This is a genomic window from Pseudomonas sp. EYE_354 (assembly GCF_023148575.1).
GTDB lineage: Bacteria > Pseudomonadota > Gammaproteobacteria > Pseudomonadales > Pseudomonadaceae > Aquipseudomonas.
This window is the reverse complement of the sequence record NZ_JAHXNQ010000018.1, coordinates 25,695-44,491: the sequence shown is the minus strand read 5'-3', so window position 1 is coordinate 44,491 and position 18,797 is coordinate 25,695. Positions and strand designations below refer to the sequence as shown.

Annotated in this window: 19 protein-coding genes, 4 tRNA genes and 1 riboswitch; of the genes, 10 read left to right on the top strand and 13 right to left on the bottom strand. The window is 58.1% G+C overall.

The genetic code is table 11. The features are described from left to right. Positions 1–48 precede the first annotated feature (48 nt). Positions 49–975: a chemotaxis protein CheV gene (locus KZX66_RS22100; RefSeq protein WP_248083386.1), complete on the bottom strand. Its 927-nt coding sequence runs from the start codon at positions 973–975 to the stop codon at positions 49–51. Positions 976–1,065: 90 nt separating this feature from the next. On the opposite strand from KZX66_RS22100, the gene flgA reads away from it, so the two are divergent. The 4 genes from flgA to KZX66_RS22080 all read left to right on the top strand — a co-directional run bounded on the left by flgA (position 1,066) and on the right by KZX66_RS22080 (position 3,661). After that, a complete protein-coding gene (gene flgA, locus KZX66_RS22095; protein ID WP_248083385.1) occupies positions 1,066–1,830 on the top strand; it encodes a flagellar basal body P-ring formation chaperone FlgA in 765 nt (254 codons plus the stop codon). A 142-nt stretch (positions 1,831–1,972) separates the two neighbouring features. Next, positions 1,973–2,296 (top strand): flagellar biosynthesis anti-sigma factor FlgM, encoded by a 324-nt coding sequence (flgM, locus tag KZX66_RS22090; RefSeq protein WP_248083384.1) that lies wholly within the window; start codon positions 1,973–1,975, stop codon positions 2,294–2,296. A gap of 48 nt (positions 2,297–2,344) precedes the next feature. Further along, complete coding sequence (locus KZX66_RS22085; protein WP_248083383.1) at positions 2,345–2,815, top strand: flagellar protein FlgN; 471 nt, start codon at positions 2,345–2,347, stop codon at positions 2,813–2,815. 96 nt (positions 2,816–2,911) lie between these two features. Further along, positions 2,912–3,661 carry a flagellar brake protein gene (locus KZX66_RS22080; protein WP_248083382.1) on the top strand — a complete coding sequence of 250 codons (750 nt, stop codon included), beginning with the start codon at positions 2,912–2,914 and terminating at the stop codon, positions 3,659–3,661. Positions 3,662–3,721: 60 nt separating this feature from the next. Here KZX66_RS22080 and KZX66_RS22075 read toward each other — a convergent pair whose 3' ends face one another. Then, a complete protein-coding gene (locus KZX66_RS22075; protein WP_248083381.1) occupies positions 3,722–5,104 on the bottom strand; it encodes an MFS transporter in 1,383 nt (460 codons plus the stop codon). A 501-nt stretch (positions 5,105–5,605) separates the two neighbouring features. Here KZX66_RS22075 and KZX66_RS22070 point away from each other — a divergent pair. Further along, positions 5,606–6,259, top strand: coding sequence for a PAAR domain-containing protein (locus KZX66_RS22070; protein WP_248083380.1), 654 nt, complete (start codon positions 5,606–5,608; stop codon positions 6,257–6,259). After that, positions 6,256–6,870 (top strand): hypothetical protein, encoded by a 615-nt coding sequence (locus KZX66_RS22065; protein WP_248083379.1) that lies wholly within the window; start codon positions 6,256–6,258, stop codon positions 6,868–6,870. The genes KZX66_RS22070 and KZX66_RS22065 overlap by 4 nt, the downstream gene beginning before the upstream one ends. A 149-nt stretch (positions 6,871–7,019) precedes the next feature. On the opposite strand, the gene KZX66_RS22060 is transcribed toward KZX66_RS22065, so the two are convergent. Then, positions 7,020–7,096, bottom strand: a tRNA-Arg gene (locus KZX66_RS22060). 324 nt (positions 7,097–7,420) lie between these two features. On the opposite strand from KZX66_RS22060, the gene KZX66_RS22055 reads away from it, so the two are divergent. The 3 genes from KZX66_RS22055 (at position 7,421) to KZX66_RS22045 (ending at position 8,554) form a co-directional block, all read left to right on the top strand. Then, positions 7,421–7,648 carry a hypothetical protein gene (locus KZX66_RS22055; RefSeq protein WP_248083378.1) on the top strand — a complete coding sequence of 76 codons (228 nt, stop codon included), beginning with the start codon at positions 7,421–7,423 and terminating at the stop codon, positions 7,646–7,648. 11 nt (positions 7,649–7,659) lie between these two features. Next, positions 7,660–7,839 (top strand): PA3371 family protein, encoded by a 180-nt coding sequence (locus KZX66_RS22050; RefSeq protein ID WP_248083377.1) that lies wholly within the window; start codon positions 7,660–7,662, stop codon positions 7,837–7,839. A 388-nt stretch (positions 7,840–8,227) separates the two neighbouring features. Next, complete coding sequence (locus tag KZX66_RS22045) at positions 8,228–8,554, top strand: Arc family DNA-binding protein (protein WP_003193592.1); 327 nt, start codon at positions 8,228–8,230, stop codon at positions 8,552–8,554. A 102-nt stretch (positions 8,555–8,656) separates the two neighbouring features. Here the strand turns inward: KZX66_RS22045 and mgtE are convergent, their stop codons facing one another. The 8 genes from mgtE to ltaE all read right to left on the bottom strand — a co-directional run bounded on the left by mgtE (position 8,657) and on the right by ltaE (position 16,407). Next, positions 8,657–10,099, bottom strand: coding sequence for a magnesium transporter (gene mgtE, locus KZX66_RS22040; RefSeq protein WP_248083376.1), 1,443 nt, complete (start codon positions 10,097–10,099; stop codon positions 8,657–8,659). Positions 10,100–10,449: 350 nt separating this feature from the next. After that, a tRNA-Arg gene (locus tag KZX66_RS22035) sits at positions 10,450–10,526 on the bottom strand. Positions 10,527–10,598: 72 nt separating this feature from the next. Further along, positions 10,599–10,675, bottom strand: a tRNA-Arg gene (locus KZX66_RS22030). A 108-nt stretch (positions 10,676–10,783) separates the two neighbouring features. Beyond that, positions 10,784–10,874, bottom strand: a tRNA-Ser gene (locus KZX66_RS22025). Positions 10,875–10,936: 62 nt separating this feature from the next. Then, complete coding sequence (csrA, locus tag KZX66_RS22020) at positions 10,937–11,125, bottom strand: carbon storage regulator CsrA (protein ID WP_003175645.1); 189 nt, start codon at positions 11,123–11,125, stop codon at positions 10,937–10,939. A gap of 175 nt (positions 11,126–11,300) precedes the next feature. Beyond that, positions 11,301–12,542: an aspartate kinase gene (locus KZX66_RS22015; RefSeq protein ID WP_248083375.1), complete on the bottom strand. Its 1,242-nt coding sequence runs from the start codon at positions 12,540–12,542 to the stop codon at positions 11,301–11,303. 95 nt (positions 12,543–12,637) lie between these two features. After that, positions 12,638–15,256: an alanine--tRNA ligase gene (gene alaS, locus KZX66_RS22010; RefSeq protein ID WP_248083374.1), complete on the bottom strand. Its 2,619-nt coding sequence runs from the start codon at positions 15,254–15,256 to the stop codon at positions 12,638–12,640. A gap of 125 nt (positions 15,257–15,381) precedes the next feature. Next, complete coding sequence (gene ltaE / locus KZX66_RS22005; RefSeq protein WP_248083373.1) at positions 15,382–16,407, bottom strand: low-specificity L-threonine aldolase; 1,026 nt, start codon at positions 16,405–16,407, stop codon at positions 15,382–15,384. Positions 16,408–16,596: 189 nt separating this feature from the next. Next, positions 16,597–16,766: riboswitch (FMN riboswitch) on the top strand. 113 nt (positions 16,767–16,879) lie between these two features. On the opposite strand from ltaE, the gene KZX66_RS22000 reads away from it, so the two are divergent. After that, complete coding sequence (locus tag KZX66_RS22000; RefSeq protein ID WP_248083372.1) at positions 16,880–17,389, top strand: 6,7-dimethyl-8-ribityllumazine synthase; 510 nt, start codon at positions 16,880–16,882, stop codon at positions 17,387–17,389. A gap of 71 nt (positions 17,390–17,460) precedes the next feature. Here KZX66_RS22000 and astE read toward each other — a convergent pair whose 3' ends face one another. Both astE and KZX66_RS21990 read right to left on the bottom strand, forming a co-directional pair. After that, positions 17,461–18,465, bottom strand: a complete 1,005-nt coding sequence (astE, locus tag KZX66_RS21995; RefSeq protein ID WP_248083371.1) for a succinylglutamate desuccinylase — start codon at positions 18,463–18,465, stop codon at positions 17,461–17,463. 11 nt (positions 18,466–18,476) lie between these two features. After that, complete coding sequence (locus KZX66_RS21990; protein ID WP_248083370.1) at positions 18,477–18,773, bottom strand: topoisomerase II; 297 nt, start codon at positions 18,771–18,773, stop codon at positions 18,477–18,479. Between the last annotated feature and the right edge of the window lie 24 nt (positions 18,774–18,797).

Here is an 18,797-nt window from a genome sequence, read left to right as displayed (position 1 = left end):
GATACCGCCTCTAAAATCGTATGACCGCCAGGGAGAAGACCCTGGCTGTTATTCTGCTGCCTTGATCCGGTCGACTACCCGGGATGCCAGGTCATCAGGACGGAATTTGGCCAGGAAGTCATCGGCACCGACCTTCTTGACCATCGCCTGGTTGAATACGCCCGACAACGAAGTATGCAGGACAATATGCAGTTTTTGCATGCGTGGATCGCTACGTATCTCGGCCGTGAGGGTATAGCCATCCATTTCCGGCATCTCGATGTCGGAAATCATCATCAAGAATTCTTCTTCCGGCTTCTTGCCCTCATCCACCAGTTTGCGCAGGTAATCCAGCGCCTGGCGGCCATCATTGAGCGCCACCACTTCCACGCCGACGGTCTGCAGGCAACGGGTCACCTGTTTGCGCGCCACCGAGGAGTCATCCACCGTGAGCACTCGCAGCGAGATCGCCTTGTGCGCGGTCTCGGCATCCACCACGCCCACGGAGATCGATTCCGAGGTTGGCGCCACTTCGGCGAGGATCTTCTCCACGTCGATGATTTCCACCAACTGGTTGTCGACGCGCGTCACTGCAGTGAGGTAGTGATCGCGGCCGGTGCCCTTGGGCGGCGGATGGATCTCTTCCCAGTTCATGTTGACGATGCGCTCCACCGAGCGCACCAGGAAACCCTGGGTCTTGGTGTTGTATTCGGTAATGATCACGAACGGGTTCTCACGATCCTGCAGGCCTGCCGAACTGGTCGCCAGGGCCAAGTCGAGAATCGGGATGGTCGCGCCACGGATGTTGGCCACGCCACACACCACCGGGCTGGACTTGGGCATGATCGTCAGCTTGGGGCATTGCAACACTTCCCGCACCTTGAACACGTTAATGCCATACAGCTGCTTGCCATCCAGACGAAAAAGCAACAACTCCAGGCGATTCTGCCCTACCAGCTGTGTGCGCTGGTTTACTGAATCCATTACACCTGCCATGCCCTTACTCCTACGCTAAAACCTTTGGCGGAACCTACACGGCAGCGCGCCACCACGACTAAACGGCACGAGCTTTGCTATTTATTGGCCATGGACATTAAAACGACAGTTTCCCGACGCCTTCGATTTCCACGTTACCGCAGATTGCTCTGCGCCTCGGTGGCGTTGCTTGCTGTCTGCCTGAACAGCGCGGCCCGCGCAGACAACGTCACCTTGCCTGATCTACTTATCGGCGTCACTCAGGGGTTTCTTGAGTTCACTGTAGAAGATTATCTGGCGACCACACAGACGCCGGGGCGTTATGAGATTCAAGTCAACCAACTGGACCCCCGTCTGCGCATGCCAATGTGCGACAAGGAATTGACAGCAACCCTGGAAAGCCCGGCCCAGCCCATTGGCCGGGTCACAGTGCGGGTGCGCTGTGATGGCACCTCGCCCTGGACCGTATTTGTGCCGGCCCAGGTCAAGCTGTTCCGCGATGTAGTCGTGGTGGCGCGCCCCCTGAAACGTACCGGCATCATCGGTTTTGAAGACATTGTGTTGCGTGAACGCGACATCAGCCTGATCAACCAGGGCTACCTGACGTCGGTGGATCAGGCCGTCGGCCAGCGATTGACCCGACCAGTGGTCACTGATCAGGTGCTTACCCTGGTACATCTGGAGCAGGCCGAGGTCATTCGCAAGGGCGATCAGGTGGTCATATCCGCCAGCAGCGGTGGGCTGAGCGTGAAAATGCCCGGCGAAGCCCTCTCCAACGGCGGCATGAGCGAGCAGATTCGCGTCAAGAACCTAAACTCCAACCGCGTGATCAAGGCGCGGGTCACGGCACCGGGCCAAGTGGAGGTCGCTTTATAGATTACTGGTACAGGACGCGGGGTTTTCCTACACTGTGCACGCGGGAGTCTGTGCGTAGATTTATTGTCATTCGCGCCTAAAGTTTGTCCGGGTATGGCCGAAAACATGGCAAGCGTCCAAATACCCAGAGGTTTTTTTTATCATGGTCATCGATTTCAGCCGTTTGAATAACACCCCGTCAACGTCAGGCACTGCGCGTACTTCCGGTGCCAAGGAAAATGTTGAAGCCAAGGCCCAGCCTCTGCCCGCCAAGGCAGAACAGGCCAGCGTCAGCCAGAGCGGGGAATCCGTACACCTGAGCAATGAGGCTCAACAGTTGCAGAAGGTCACTGACTCGCTGCGCGATCAACCGGTGGTCAATAAAGCCCGCGTGGCCGAGTTGAAACAGGCAATCGCCGATGGCAGCTATCAAGTCGACAGCAACCGTGTAGCCAGCAAGCTGCTTAACTTCGAAGCCGAGCGCTAGGCAAAGGCCTGCGCAGGGCTTTTGGACGCTTAAACCCCAAGGCCAGCCATGCATCACGACGAAAATTTGCTGCAACTGATCATTGATGATCTAGCGCCGACGCAACAACTGCTCGAGCTGCTCAAAGAAGAATCCCTGGCCCTCTATGGCCGGGATATGCCGCTGCTGGAAGAGATTCTGGCGCGCAAGCAGTCGCTGATTGTCCTGCTGGAACAGCACGGCAAAAAACGCAGCCAAATCCTTAGCAGCCTCGGCCTGCCGGCAGACCACGACGGCCTGGCCCAACTGGCGAGCCACTCCTCGGTCGGCGAACAGCTGCTTTCCCAAAGCAAAGAACTCAATCAATTGCTCACCCAGTGCCAGGAAGCCAACCTGCTTAACGGCCAGTCGATCCAGCTTCAGCAAGCCACGACTGCCAACCAGTTGCGCATACTCCACGGCGGAGAGCCACCGGCGCTGTATAACGCGCAGGGTTCCACCTCGCGGCTGGTCAAGCCAAGCACCCGCAGCCAAGCCTGACACCGGTTTACAGAGCGCCCTATCCAAGGCGCGCCACATGCTGGCAAAATGCCGGTTCTTGCGTGTAGTCGTATTTTGTCTGGAGATGGAAGAACCGTGTTCAACGCCCTTAATGCGGAAGATGCTCCGCAGCCACCCAAGGTGCTCACCACGCCTCTGGAAATCGCCGGCACCTTGCGGATGCTGCAAGACAGCCATGACCCGCTGATCATCACCTTCCACGAACGCAGCCAGCGCTTCCAGAGCTACCTGGTGGACGTCAATCGCGACGGCAACATGCTGGCCCTTGATGAGATGATCCCGCGCGACGGCGAGCGTTATCTGGAAAACGGCGAGCCCTTTCGCATTGAAGGCTTTCACGATGGTGTACGCGTGGCCTGGGAAAGCAACGGCACCCTGAGCATCAGCGAGAAGGATGGTCACCGCATCTACACCGGCAGCTTGCCGCAAGAAGTGGTCTACCATCAGCGCCGCAACGCTTTCCGCGCCGCGTTGAAGCTTGCGCAATTGGTCAATATCGAATTGGGTGGCGAAAAACTGAAGGCGCCGGTCAACGGCAAACTGCTGGATATCTCCGCCACCGGCTGCAAACTGCGCTTTGAGGGCGATATCTCCGAGCGCCTGCAATTGGGCCAGGTCTACGATCGCTTTATCGCCGCCCTGCCCTTCGGCAGCATGACCACAGCGGTCGAACTGCGTTACCTGCACTTCGAAGAAAGGATCAACACGACCTTTGCCGGTGTGCGCTTCCACAACATGAGTGGGCTGGTGCAGCGTCAGGTCGAACGCTTTGTGTACCAGTTGCAACGTGAAGCACGACGCTTCGACAAAGACGATGATTTCTAATACGTAAAGAGCGCCACAAAAAAACGGGCAGATCCTTTAGGGATCTGCCCGTTTTTGCATTCAGGGGCGCGCCCTGCTCAAGTCATGGGGATGCTCGTCCGGGTCGGGCTGCTCGGCCGGCACTTCAGCGCTCGGCTCCTCTGCTGGGGGTTGCTCACCATCGACCTCAGGCTCAGGCGCGGCAGTCTGCATCTGCTCCTGCACCACCGCCTCATCCACCCGCGGATCCAGCGCAGCAACCAGCGGCGAACTGGACATGCTGTCGGGCATCGCCACGTGGTGCAGGGGCGCATCTTCCACCTGGTGCAGATTGGTGACTGCTTTTGGCCGGATACGCCAAACCAGGATCAACGCGCACAAACTGAAAAACGCATAGAGCATCTGGCTGCCGAACATCTTCATCACCACACCCGCCAGCAACGGCCCGATACTCGCGCCAACGCCGTACGTCACCAATAACATCGCCGTCAGCGACACCCGACGATCGCCCTCCACATGGTCATTGGAAAACGCCACGGCCAGCGGGTACAGACAGAACTGCACCAGGGAACACAGGAAGCCCGCGACGAACAACACCTCCAGCGGCACCTGGGTCATGATCGCCAGCGGCAATGCCGCCACCGCCAGGCACAAGGCGAAGCAGCGGATCAGCAGCGCGCGATCATAACGATCCGACAGCCATCCCAACGGCCACTGCACCAACAGCCCGGCAAAAATGCAGCTACCCATGAACAAACCAACCTGCTCGGTCGTCAGCCCTTGCTGGGATGCGTAGAGCGGCGCCAAACCGTAGAAAGAACCGACGATCAACCCCGCACCCAATACCGTACTCAGCGACTGCGGCACGCGCTTGATAAAGAACCGCGGCTCCATCGGCGCCGGGTGCAAGGCCGCCGGGTGGATACGTCGCGTCATCGCCACCGGCACCAGGCACAGAGCAAAGCACAGCGCGACCAGCATCAGCAGCTCAAGGCCGAGCTGGGGGTGCATGACCAGAATCAGCTGGCCCAACACCAGGCCCAGGTAAGACGCGATCATATAACCGCTGAACACCACGCCACGCTGCTTGGCGTCAGCCTGCTCATTGAGCCAGCTTTCGATCACCATGTACTGGCACATCATGCCCAGGCCCACGATCACCCGCAGCACGATCCAGGCCGGCAACCAGTCGACCAAACCATGGCCCAGCACCGCCGCACCGACGATACCGGCACAGGTGGCATAGGCCCGAATATGCCCGACACGGGCAATCAGGCGGTGCCCGATCTTGCCGCCCAGCACCAGGCCGAAGTAGTTAGCCGCCATCAGCGCACCGACCCACAGGCTGTCGACGTTATCGGCCGCCAGGCGCAAGGCCAGATAAGTACTGAGCAGGCCGGAGCCGATCAGCATCATCAAGGAGGCGAAATAAAGGGCTCGAAAAGATTTCCAGATTTGGCGCATCGGCGTTCCGAGCGGCTCCTTGCAGTGAGAGACAGGGCTATCGGCATGATAGTCCTGGGTGAACGGTTCCGGACAGGCGATACGGCCTGATTCCGGGGATTATTTTGCTTAACAGCTCAGACGCTGCCCGGGGGCGCGCAAGGTACACCGTTCCGGTAAATAAACGACGCCCCTGCTGTGAACACCTACGGCCAGCAAGGTTCGATCGTCCTTTAAAAAGACGAGTGCGGTCCAATCGCGCGCTGATTAGGCCCTGCTGATCAACCCAATCCGTTGTGAATGAGTGACTTTGGGAAACGTCCTATTTACTTCTGATAACCACCGCTCCAGGGTTCTGCTTGTGGGTTACATCCCCCACTTATTGTCACCGGCCGAAATTCATCAGGTATCAGCTCTCGCAGAGGTGAAAAGAGGGATGTAGCCCAAACGCTCAAAGGCCTTGAGCCTGAGCCGTAACAGCCTGAGCGGATTATTCAGTATGTAATTGCAGAGGAACTCTGATTGAGAGCACTTGCCTGTCTTGGAGACGCAACCACATACGGTAATGTCATATCAGCCTCGGCCACGTGGTTCGAAGGCAATAAAGCCATTGCTCAAACTGGCGATCTTGCTCGATGTAACAAATGCAAAGGAGAGTTCGCTATTAATGGGACAGCTTTCGACTGGTCCGAACAACAGCCCTACGTCGCTACAGGTGATAGGGTGCTCTGCGGATGTCCTGACCATGTGGTCTATGGCTCAACTACCCAGTACACCACTGTTGCGCCCAGCTCGATAGCGCCTATACAACCAATGGCTGCACCGCAAACGACCACAAACAGCGGAGCCTCCACCTTAGAAACAGCAGCGCGCACACCCGCCGCAACGCGCCCTGCAAACGTCACCTCGACCCCTGTCCCCTCCCCAGGGCTCACAGAAACAATCGAGTCCGCCTGTGAGAGAAACTGGCGTTTTTACCAAAAACAAGCCGAAGACTTCATTGCGCCCGGCGGAAAGTTGATAGCCGACCCCACCGCCAATTTGTCCGATATCGATCAACGTATGACCTTCGTGCTTAAAGCAGCTGCGCAGTTTGACGAACTGTTGCACAGCACTGAGCGGCATCTAGTCGAACAGGCCATTGACGATATCGCCAAAGGCCAAGGCGTCCAATGAACCGGCTCGGGTCAATAGGTTGGCAACGTGCAGGGCTTGGGCTAGTCGCTGCCGCACTTCTGGTATGGGGGACGGTCCGTCTTTTTGCCGACGAACCGGAAATAGCGTTGATACCTGGTGAATCTTGGGAAGACATGCGCCAGCGCTCCAGCGCAATGATCGACCCCGCCATTCCCGGAGAAATTTGGGCAAGATTGCCAAAGTCTGATGCCCACCTTCGCCTCGCAGACCCTCAATACGGATTCGTAACCCCCCCAGCTCGTTTTTTTATGATTAGCTTCAAAAATGAACGAGTCGAAAATGTCAGTTTGTCCCCTCAGATTGAGCCGCTATTGCTCGACGATACCCTCAAGGTCGTGCTGGATTTGCAGGAGCAATGGCGCAAGGGTGGCTGGATACCCATCCGAGTTAATTACGACCCTCCGTTTGCCGACACGCCTGAATGGCGCGCCCTATTACGGAATGTGGACAAAGGCGGTACGTCTTATTGGCAGGCTGGAAACAAATATCAAGTGATGATGGCGGTTAATCGCTTCAAGGATGAACAGAATCCCACAGAGGAGCGTTATCTCATCAAGCTACAACTGGCCACACCATGGGTATCACCGTGACCCGGCATTGTGAGTGGCTCACAACCACTGGAAACAAATGTCACAACCACCAGCGCCCACAACAGGCACAGTCAGCATCATCCATCCTCGCGGATCTGAATTTGTTGCTGGTAGGCAGGGGCGCCAGAATTTTAGAAAAGAGAAAAATATGGTGTCCCAGGGCCGGTTCGAACGGCCAACCTTCCCCTTAGGAGGGGGATGCTCTATCCAATTGAGCTACTGGGACAAATGACGGTCATCGGGCCATCGCCACGGCGACGGACGGCGTGCATGTTAACGGCCGAGGTGGGTTTTGTCATGTCGTCCTTAGGCTTTTTGAGTGTAGGCCGATCCTTGTCGTTGCAACCGGCGCTTCGCCCAATGAATGCGGGCAATTGGCTGCGTCGTGCAAATTGCACTACCTCAAAATGCCATCATTGCAAATTGCAACCTTTCAGTCCTTTTAGGAAGACTCAACCCCTTGATTTTATTGGGATATCAGGTTGGCACGCGACCTGCAATACTTCTCCTACAAACCCATTCAGCTACGGCGTTAGCGGAGAACATGACCATGAACAGTGCCATTCTGTTAGCCCTCAACACCGTAGCCCTGGCTGCACTGGTGATGTTCCATTTCCAGTCCACCGGCAGCAATGACCCTGCGCAGATCAGTCAGGCAGTGCCGCATCATCTGCAACAGCGCCCGCAACTGGCGGTGATGACGCCTAACGCACAATCGTCCCTACGCCTGACCGAAGGCAGCCAGGCGGCCCCTGCATCTGAACACTGGGTGTTTTAAGGAAACCTTCCATGTCCAAATCAGCCTGGCTGTTTCTGTGTCTGTTCGTCGCCACTGGTGCGTTCGGCCTGGGCGCCGACTCGCACGACGCCCAAACCACCGCACTGATTGCCAGCGGCCTGTTTGCCAGCCTGTTACTGCTGACGCTGATCGTGGGCCGCCGCATCAAATTCGACCCGATTTTGCGTTAACCCCTCCCCGCTCTGTTTGACCTTACGTCGCCTCGCCCTCGTAAATCGGCAAATTGCCACTAGTCTTAAACCTAAGGGCAAAAGGCCACTTTGCGATAGCATGTGTGACCTCAAACCCTTTTGCGGACTGGCTCTACGGGAAAGTTCCCTTCGAACGCACCCCCTCCTCGGGTTTCCCAACCAGTTCGCAAAAATGCAAATGAGTGCTGGCATAAAGCCTTTAGGCAGTTCAATATTTGTCACAGAATTGACGCCAAGGAACTGGCAAATCTGAGGCATGATGCGGCCTCTTTGCAATTCGGGTTGAACTTTGGTCGTGAGTCTTGTCTTAACACTCATCTTGCGGCCAATTCCAAAAACCGCTCCCCTGAACTAACCGGTTAAATATATGCGCCCATTGAAACAGGCAATCTATTCAAGCCGTACGGCTGACAAGTTCGTCGTGCGTCTGCCAGACGGTATGCGGGAACGCATTGCCGAGGTGGCTCGCAATCATCACCGCAGCATGAACTCCGAAATCATCGCCCGCCTGGAACAAAGCCTTATTCAGGAAGGTGCGCTGGGTGAAGAGTTGAGCATGCGCCTGGACAGCCCTGAGCTGTCACTGCACGAACGCGAACTGCTGCAGCGTTTTCGTCAGCTCTCCCACCGTCAGCAAAATGCTCTCGTCTCGCTTATCGCGCACGACGTTGAGGCGGCCGCAGAAGCCAATTGATCAGCAACTGAAAGCCGAAGCCAGCCATGTGCTGGCTTTTTTTTGCCTGACATTTGGGACAAGAAAGCAAGACGGGGGCAGATTTGCCCCCGCGGGAAGGGATCAGAGCAGAAAGATCGTCGCCAGACCCAGAAAGATGAAGAAGCCGCCACTGTCGGTCATGGCTGTAATCATCACGCTGGCACCCATCGCAGGGTCGCGGCCGAGGCGCGCGAGGGTCATGGGAATAAGTACCCCCATCAGCGCAGCCAACAGCAGGTTGAGGGTCATGGCAGCAGTCATTACCACCCCCAAGGACCAACTGCCATACAGAAGGTAAGCCACCACGCCAATCACACCGCCCCACACCAGACCGTTGACCAACCCCACCGCCAGCTCTTTGCGCAGCAGGCGCGAAGAGTTCGCCGTGCTCACCTGATCCAGCGCCATCGCGCGTACGATCATGGTAATGGTCTGGTTACCGGAGTTACCGCCGATACCCGCCACGATCGGCATCAACGCCGCCAAGGCCACCAGCTTCTCGATGGAGCCTTCGAACAGGCCGATCACACGAGAGGCGATAAATGCAGTGATCAGGTTAACGGCCAGCCAGGCCCAGCGGTTATGCAGCGAACGCCAGACTGACGCAAAAATATCTTCCTCTTCACGCAGACCCGCCATGTTGAGGACTTCGGTTTCACTCTCTTCACGAATCAGGTCGACCATTTCGTCGATGGTCAAACGGCCGATCAGCTTGCCGTTCTTATCGACCACTGGAGCCGAGATCAAGTCGTAACGTTCAAACGCCTGGGCCGCATCGTAGGCGTCTTCATCCGGATGAAAACTCACGGTGTCGCTGGCCATCAGGTCAGCCACTTTCTTCTCGGGGTCGTTGACCAGCAGACGCTTGATCGGCAGCACGCCCTTGAGAATGCCCTCGTAGTCGACCACGAACAGTTTGTCGGTATGGCCCGGCAGCTCTTTCAACCGGCGCAGGTAACGCAATACCACTTCCAGGCTGACGTCTTCGCGGATGGTGACCATCTCGAAGTCCATCAGGGCGCCAACCTGGTCCTCGTCGTACGACAGCGCTGAGCGCACGCGTTCACGCTGCTGCGTGTCCAGCGCTTCCATCAGCTCATGGACCACATCGCGTGGCAGCTCAGGCGCCAGGTCCGCCAGTTCGTCGGCGTCCATTTCCCTGGCAGCCGCCAGGAGTTCGTGATCGTCCATGTCGGCGATCAGGGTTTCACGCACCGAGTCGGATACTTCGAGGAGGATGTCGCCGTCACGGTCGGCCTTGACCAACTGCCAAAGGGTCAGTCGATCATCAAGCGGCAAGGCTTCGAGAATGTAGGCAACGTCGGCAGAGTGCAGGTCATCGAGCTTGCGCTGCAACTCGACGAGGTTTTGCCGGTGGACCAGGTTTTCAACGCGGTCGTGGTTCGGGCCTTCCTGACGATGCGTCAGGTCTTCGACCACGCGCTGGCGCTGCAGCAGCTCAATGACTTGAGCCAGGCGATCCTGCAGGCTTTCTTGTGTTTTCTTTACTTCTACTTCGGTCATAGGCGAACTCCACTCCCAGCAGCGGGGCACGCCGGAAGGATCAATCAGTCAATTCATGATTGGTAAAACGGGGTACTGAGTAACTACTGGGTAAGTCCATGGAGGTATTCCACAAGCCCCGGCGGGGCTGACGGGCGCAATCATACACCGTGCGGCCGTTTTTAACGTCAAAAAACTGGAAAGAACAAGCGCTTGCGAGCCAAAGTTGAGTATCGGCTGCATCTATGAACTGCGACGACGCAGTACGGAAGGAAAACACATGAAGGTGAAAGAAAAACTGCAGTCCGGGATAAATCCCACTCAAATCCCAGACGGCAAAAAGCCCGCACTAGGCGGGCTTTTTGTTTGTATGGTGCACTCGACAGGATTCGAACCTGTGACCGCTCGGTTCGTAGCCGAGTACTCTATCCAGCTGAGCTACGAGTGCAGATTGTGTTTTTAGACCAGATCACAACTGGCTGAAGCCAAGTTAACCGCATTGCTGCAACTAACTCTTAAATGGTGCACTCGACAGGATTCGAACCTGTGACCGCTCGGTTCGTAGCCGAGTACTCTATCCAGCTGAGCTACGAGTGCATTTGTTGCCGCGCATTATAGGCCGTTCAATCTCTATGTAAAGCTATTTTTTCGTTTACTTTCAACAACTTAACGAAAAAACCAGATTGCAACGTACTAAGCAAATAATGGCGGAGAACGGGGGATTCGAACCCCCGACACCCTTTTGAGGTGTACTCCCTTAGCAGGGGAGCGCCTTCGGCCACTCGGCCAGCTCTCCGCAACACGGGGCGTATATTAACCACGTTCATCCCCGTTTGCAAACATAAAAAACGATAAAAATTAAAGGCTTGGTTCTTCGTCCTTCTCTTTCTTGATCCGCAGGTAGATTTCCTCGCGATGGACCGCTACCTCTTTCGGAGCGTTAACCCCGATACGTACTTGATTGCCTTTGACGCCGAGCACGGTCACGGTGATTTCGCCATCACCGATAATCAGGCTTTCTGCGCACCGACGAGTCAGAATCAGCATACCTTTCTCCTCACGCATTACATTTCAGGAACAACAGTCTGCAAAAAAAAGGCGTTCGACCCACGACCAGTTGGTCGCAGCCCTAACGGCCTAAGTATTGTTGAGCGCAGGCAAAAGACCATGCACCCGACAAAAAAAGCAAAGGCGCGGTCACCCGCGCCTTCCCGGCATCACATCACTCGCCCTGTCGGGCCGGAGCGTCCAGCTCAAACGCTGTGTGCAGCGCGCGTACAGCCAGTTCCAGGTACTTCTCTTCGATCACCACCGAGACTTTGATTTCCGAGGTGGAGATCATCTGGATGTTGATACTTTCCTTGGCCAGTGCGCCGAACATACGGCTGGCAACACCTGCGTGGGAACGCATGCCCACGCCCACGATGGAGACCTTGGCAATCTTGGTATCGCCGACCACTTCACGGGCGCCAATTTCGCTCGCGGTGTTCTCCAGGATTTTCAGCGCCGCATCGTACTCGTTGCGGTGCACGGTGAAGGTGAAATCAGTGGTGTTATCGTGCGAGACGTTCTGCACGATCATGTCGACTTCAACATTCGCGTCGCTGATAGGGCCCAGAATCTTGAAGGCCACGCCCGGGGTGTCCGGCACGCCACGGATAGTCAGCTTGGCTTCATCACGGTTGAAAGCGATACCGGAAATGATTGGCTGTTCCATGGATTCCTCTTCATCAATAGTAATGAGGGTGCCCGGACCCTCTTTGAAGCTGTGCAATACGCGCAGCGGAACGTTGTACTTGCCGGCGAACTCCACCGCGCGGATCTGCAACACCTTGGAACCGAGGCTGGCCATTTCCAGCATCTCTTCAAAGGTGATCTTGTCCAGGCGCTGGGCCACGGACACAACACGCGGGTCAGTGGTGTAGACACCGTCCACATCGGTGTAGATCTGGCACTCGTCAGCCTTGAGGGCTGCCGCCAGGGCCACGCCGGTGGTGTCCGAACCGCCACGCCCGAGGGTGGTGATATTGCCGTGCTCATCTACACCCTGGAAGCCCGCTACAACTACCACGCGGCCCGCTTTCAGATCCGTGCGAATTTTCTGATCATCGATCTGCAGAATGCGCGCCTTGGTATGCGCACTGTCGGTGAGGATGCGCACCTGGCTGCCGGTGTACGACACAGCCGGCACACCGCGCTTGTTCAGCGCCATGGCCAGCAATGCGATGGTCACCTGCTCGCCGGTGGACACGATCACATCCAGCTCACGCGGCAGCGGTTGCTGGTCGCCACTGATTGCCTTGGCCAGATCGATCAGGCGATTGGTCTCGCCGCTCATGGCCGACAGCACCACCACCAGGTCATCCCCGGCATCGCGGAATTTCTTAACCTTGTCGGCCACCTGCTCGATTCTTTCGACAGAGCCGACCGAGGTGCCTCCAAATTTCTGTACGATCAAAGCCATTTCTAAGCCGCCTCAGCCCGTAAAGGGGCGCCTAATATCCAAATCCACCCGCACTGCATGGCCCGCGACTAGACCACGGGCCGCTTAACAATGCCTTAAATACCTGCCTCGACAAACGGCACGGTCAGGGCCAGGGCCGCATCCAGGGCACCGGCGTCAACACCACCGCCTTGCGCCATGTCCGGACGACCACCGCCCTTCCCGCCCACTGCCGCAGCGGCTTGCTTCATCAAATCACCAGCCTTGAGTTGGCCAGTCAGGTCTTTGGTTACACCGGCAACCAGAACGACCTTATCCTCATGGACACTGCCGAGCAGGATCACTGCGCGGCCGAGCTTGTTCTTCAACTGATCGACCAAGGCCAACAACGCCTTGCCGTCCTGACCGTCCAGGCGCGCAGCCAGGACTTTCACATCCTTGACGTCCACCGCAGCCGCCGACAGATCGTCGCCCGCCGCACTGGCCGCCTTGGCCTGCAACTGTTCCAGCTGTTTTTCCAGGGCACGGTTGCGCTCCAGCACGGCGGACAGCTTGTCGATCAGGTTGTCGCGGCTGCCCTTGACCAGGCCTGCCGCTTCCTTGAGTTGTTCTTCGGCGGCATTGAGGTAGGCCAGGGCCGCAGCGCCGGTGACTGCCTCAATACGACGCACACCGGAAGCCACACCGCCTTCGCTGATGATCTTCAGCAGGGCGATGTCGCCGGTACGGTTGGCGTGGATACCGCCGCACAGTTCCACCGAGAAATCGCCGCCCATGCTCAATACGCGCACGCTGTCGCCGTACTTCTCGCCGAACAGCGCCATGGCACCCTTGGCCTTGGCGGTCTCGATATCGGTCTCTTGGGTTTCCACGGCCGTGTTCTTGCGAATCTCAGCGTTGACGATGTCTTCCAGTGCCTTGATCTGCTCCGGCTTGATCGCTTCAAAGTGGCTGAAGTCAAAGCGCAGGCGCTGGCTGTCGACCAACGAACCTTTCTGCTGGACGTGATCGCCCAGCACCTGGCGCAGGGCTGCGTGCAACAAGTGAGTGGCCGAGTGGTTCAGCGCGGTAGCGTGGCGCACCTCGGCGTCTACCTGGGTGTCGACCGGCGCGCCGATCGTCAGGTTGCCCAGCACCAGCACACCGTGGTGCAGGAAAGCCCCACCGGTCTTGGTGGTGTCACGCACTTCGAAACGACCGGAAGTGGAGCTCAGGAAACCGCAGTCGCCGATCTGACCACCGGACTCGGCGTAGAACGGCGTCTGGTCCAGAACCACCACCGCCTCATCGCCTTCATTCAATACGTCTACCGACTTGCCATCTTTATAGATGGCAACGATTTTGGCCGCGCCAGCGGTGGCCTTGTAGCCGGTGAACTCGGTAGGCACGTCGACCTTGACCAGGGTGTTGTAGTCCAGGCCGAACGAGCTGGCGGAACGCGCACGCACGCGCTGGGCTTCCATTTCACGCTCAAAACCGGCTTCATCGATAGTCAGCTCACGCTCACGGGCGATGTCGGCGGTCAGGTCCATCGGGAAACCGTAGGTGTCGTACAGCTTGAACACCACGTCGCCCGGCACCACGGTGCCTTTGAGCTCAGCCAGGTCCTGCTCCAGAATTTTCAGGCCGTGCTCCAGGGTCTTGGAGAATTGCTCCTCTTCCGCCTTGAGCACGCGTTCGATATTGGCTTGCTGCTGCTTGAGTTCCGGGAAGGCTTCGCCCATCTCGGCCACCAGCGCGGCAACGATTTTGTAGAAGAAGCTGCCGGTGGCGCCCAGCTTGTTACCGTGACGGCAGGCGCGACGGATGATGCGACGCAGCACGTAGCCACGGCCTTCGTTGGACGGCAACACGCCGTCAGCGATCAGGAAACCGCAGGAACGGATATGGTCCGACACCACCTTGAGCGAAGACTGGCTTTCATTGGCGCAGCCAATGGCGGCGGCCGATGCGCTCAGCAGGTTGGTGAACAGGTCGATCTCGTAGTTGGAGTGAACGTGCTGCATCACCGCACTGATCCGCTCCAGGCCCATGCCGGTGTCCACCGACGGCGCCGGCAGCGGGTGCAACACGCCGTCGGCGGTGCGGTTGAACTGCATGAACACGTTGTTCCAGATTTCGATGTAACGGTCGCCGTCTTCTTCCGGCGAACCCGGCGGGCCACCCCAGATGTCGGCGCCGTGATCGTAGAAAATCTCGGTGCAGGGGCCGCACGGGCCGGTATCGCCCATGGTCCAGAAGTTATCGGACGCATACGGCGCGCCTTTGTTGTCGCCGATGCGAATCATGCGCTCGACGGGCACACCGATCTGTTGGGTCCAGATGTCATACGCTTCGTCGTCCGTCGCGTAGACAGTGACCCAGAGTTTTTCCTTCGGCAGCTTCAACACACCGGTCAGGAAGGTCCAGGCGAAGGTAATCGCATCCTTCTTGAAATAGTCACCGAAGCTGAAGTTACCCAGCATTTCGAAGAACGTGTGGTGACGCGCGGTGTAACCGACGTTTTCCAGGTCACTGTTCTTGCCGCCGGCGCGTACGCACTTCTGGCTGCTGGTGGCGCGGGTGTAGGCGCGCTTTTCCTGGCCCAGGAAGCAGTCCTTGAACTGGTTCATCCCCGCGTTAGTGAACAGCAGGGTGGGATCATTGCCTGGGATCAAGGAGCTGGAGGAGACACGGGTGTGACCTTGCTCTTCGAAGAAGCGAAGGAAGGCTTCACGGATTTCTGCGCTTTTCATTAGGTTCTTCCACGGAGGCTGCGGCCAAAGGCCAGTGCGCAACATCATCAGACGGAGCGACGGCAAAAGGCCGCATTATATCGGCCCTTTGCCGGTGGTACAGCGTGTTTATGCGATAGAGAGGCTCAATTGGACGGTCTGCAGGCCCATTTGCGCGAAAAATCGACGAATGCCTGCAGCACCTGCTCGATCTGCGCCCGGCTGACATCCAAATGGGTGACCATGCGCAGGCGTGGCGCGGCGCTCAACACGATCGCGCGCTCGGCAGCAAAGGCCTTCAAGGCGCTGGCCTGCTCGCCCATCTGCACGTAGACCATATTGGTCTGCACCGGCTCGACCGCGTAACCGGCCTTGCGCAGTTCATCGCCCAGCCAGCTGGCGTTGGCATGGTCTTCGGCCAGGCGCTGCACCTGATGATCCAGTGCATACAACCCCGCTGCCGCCAGAGAGCCGGCCTGACGCATGCCGCCGCCGACCATCTTGCGCAAACGCCGCGCCTTGGCGATCAACGCCGTGGAGCCGCACAACGCCGAACCAACCGGCGCACCGAGGCCCTTGGACAGGCACACCGACACCGAATCGAAATGCCGGGCAATCTCCCGCGCATCGACCCCCAGCTTGACTGCTGCGTTGTAAAGCCGCGCACCATCCAGATGCAGGGCCAGCCCGTGTTCATGGGTAAACGCTCGGGCCCGCGCCAGGTATTCCAGCGGCAGCACTTTGCCCTGCATGGTGTTTTCCAACGCCAACAAGCGGGTGCGAGCGAAGTGGAAGTCGTCCGGCTTGATCGCCGCCAGCACCTGATCCAGGTCGAGGGAGCCGTCCGCCTGCACGTCCAGCGGCTGTGGCTGGATCGAGCCGAGCACCGCGGCGCCGCCGCCTTCGTATTTATAGGTGTGGGCCTGTTGACCGACGATGTATTCCTCGCCGCGCTCACAGTGGGCCATCAACGCCAGCAGGTTGCTCATGGTGCCGGTGGGCACGAACAGCGCCGCTGCAAACCCCAGACGCTTGGCCAACTCGGCCTCCAGGCGATTGACGCTGGGGTCTTCACCGTAGACGTCATCACCGCACGCGGCAGTGGCCATCGCGTCGAGCATGCCGGGGGTGGGTTGGGTCACGGTGTCGCTGCGCAGGTCAATCACGGTCATGAAACGGGCCTCTGACGAATTGGGTAAGTCTTTCGTGAGTGATTACTGCGGGCAAAGCCGTGGAATATCAAGCCCCGTTTACAGTCAATCGAATACCCACCAAACAAACCGATCTAGGCTATCGATACAGCGATCGTGCAGTTTCTGAAAAACCATGTTAAAAACTCTCCGCCACCAGGGTTCTGGCGGCAACGTTCTCAGGGCGGGGTGTAATTCCCCACCGGCGGTAATTACACGCAATGTGTATAGCCCGCGAGCGCTTGGGGCCTTGAACTGCTTTGGCAGGACGGCGACAAGGTCAGCAGACCCGGTGTGATCCCGGGGCCGACGGTCATAGTCCGGATGAAGAGAGAACGGGATTGGCACCTAAGGGCCGCGCACTGACCTCATGCCCGCATGAAGCGTTCGCTCGTACCCTTAAATCCCATTCGATTCATAACGCCCTGTTTTTTTCTTAAACAGGAGTCAGAACATGCAACCCACCGCTATCGACAGCAAAAGCAAAAACCACCACGGCGAGCGCGTCGCGTTTATCCAGGCCTGCTGGCACAAGGATATTGTCGATCAATCCCGTAAAGGCTTCCTCGCCGAAATGCTCGTTCAGGGCTACCAGGAATCGGATATCGATTTCTTCGAAGTCGGCGGCGCCTTTGAAATGCCCCTGCACGCCAAGCTGCTGGCCAAGACCGGCCGTTACGCCGGTATCGTCGCCGCCGCACTGGTAGTGGATGGTGGTATTTACCGCCACGAATTCGTCGCCCAATCGGTGGTCAGCGGGCTGATGCAGGTGCAATTGGAAACCGAAGTGCCGGTGTTCTCGGTGTCCCTGACCCCGCATCACTTCCACGCCGGCAGCGAGCACCACGCCTTCTTCCACGATCACTTCGTGCACAAGGGCCAGGAAGCAGCGAAGACGTGCGCCGACACCCTGCACAAAGTGCGGGCGATCCGTCGCAGCGAGCCGCGTGCGGTAGCGGTCTAAACAACAGCGCCAAACACAATGTGGGAGGGGCTTGCCACCTCCCACATTTGGATCTCACCAGACCTCGGGAACTACGCCAATCCGGCATCCGTGGTCGGCACGATCAGAATTCCAGCCCGCAAACCATTCTTCACCTTCGGGTTGGGGAAGATGATACGAGCGCCCTCCTCCTCGATCACCCAGCGGGTCTTGGCCACGTCTTCGGCCAGCAGGTAGCCCTTTTCCAATTCCGAGAAGTTCTCCACGTCTGCCGGCAGGTGCAGCAGGAAGGCGTCGCTGTGCTTGATCACTTCGCGCGACACGGCGAACAGCTTAAGACCATCGAGGCTGTCCGTCTCCGGTTCCGCGCCTTCGATGATCTGCTTCAGGCGCAGTTCCAGACGCGAAACATTCACCCCCTGGTTCTGCCCGAACGGCCGCGCCTTGCCCAACTCCAGGGTGAACGCTTCAGCGTCCAGTTGCTCATAGGTGAATGCCGAGAAGGTGATCGAGGCCTTGTTCTGCATCAACACCGCTTCCATGCCGGCGGCGCGCAAGCGCTCAAGTTCACGGCGCGAATGCCGGCGCCCCTCTTTCCAGGGGTACAGGGCAAACTGTTCGATCTTGGAGCCGCGAATGGCCGTGTGCAGGTCGTAATGCAGGCGCGTGCGGTCAGGCAGGCTGAAGAAACTGCGGGCCAATTGCTCAAGCTCGGCGGCACGCATGGCTTCGGGGCCGATGTTTTTTTCATGACGGCCGTTGAACAGCCGGTTGATGTCCAGTTCAAGGTAACGCTCGCCGCGGCGCATGGCCTCGGGGTTGCCGAACAGGAACAGAATACGGGTGCGGGGTTTGATCTCGCCACGGGCGATGCCATGCAACAGGCGGTCGAGCAGTTCGATCGGCGCGGTTTCGTTGCCATGGATGCCGGACGACAGCAGCAGGTCGCTGCCATTGTCCCGGGCTTGCGGCGGACGCACTTCGAGTGCGCCCTCACTGAGCCAGCGCATCTGCACGCCGTCGACAGTCAGTTGAATTTTTTGCGCCGGTTCGCGACCGGCGAGGGTCAGTTCAAGCAGTTTGCCGAGGGCGAGCATACGCAGCTTCCTTAGTGGTTGCAGCCTGGGCCGTGGACGTGATCGTCGTCGTCACCTTCAACCTCAGCCGGTTCCATTTCCAGTTGCAGGCTCATCAGGTTGGTCGCCAGCGGACGCATCAGCAGGTTGGCGTACTCGGCATCGCCTTCTTCGACGTCCACACCGATCAGCAACTGGCCACGGCCGTCATGCTGGATCCAGATCTCCTTGCCCTGCCAGACCACGGCGACGCGGGTGCAGGAGGTTTCCAGCTGGGTGCCGTCGGTGTCTTCAAGGATCAGTTTGAGGGTGTCGGTGTCGGTGGTCATAGATATAACTCTCAGCCGTGCGGC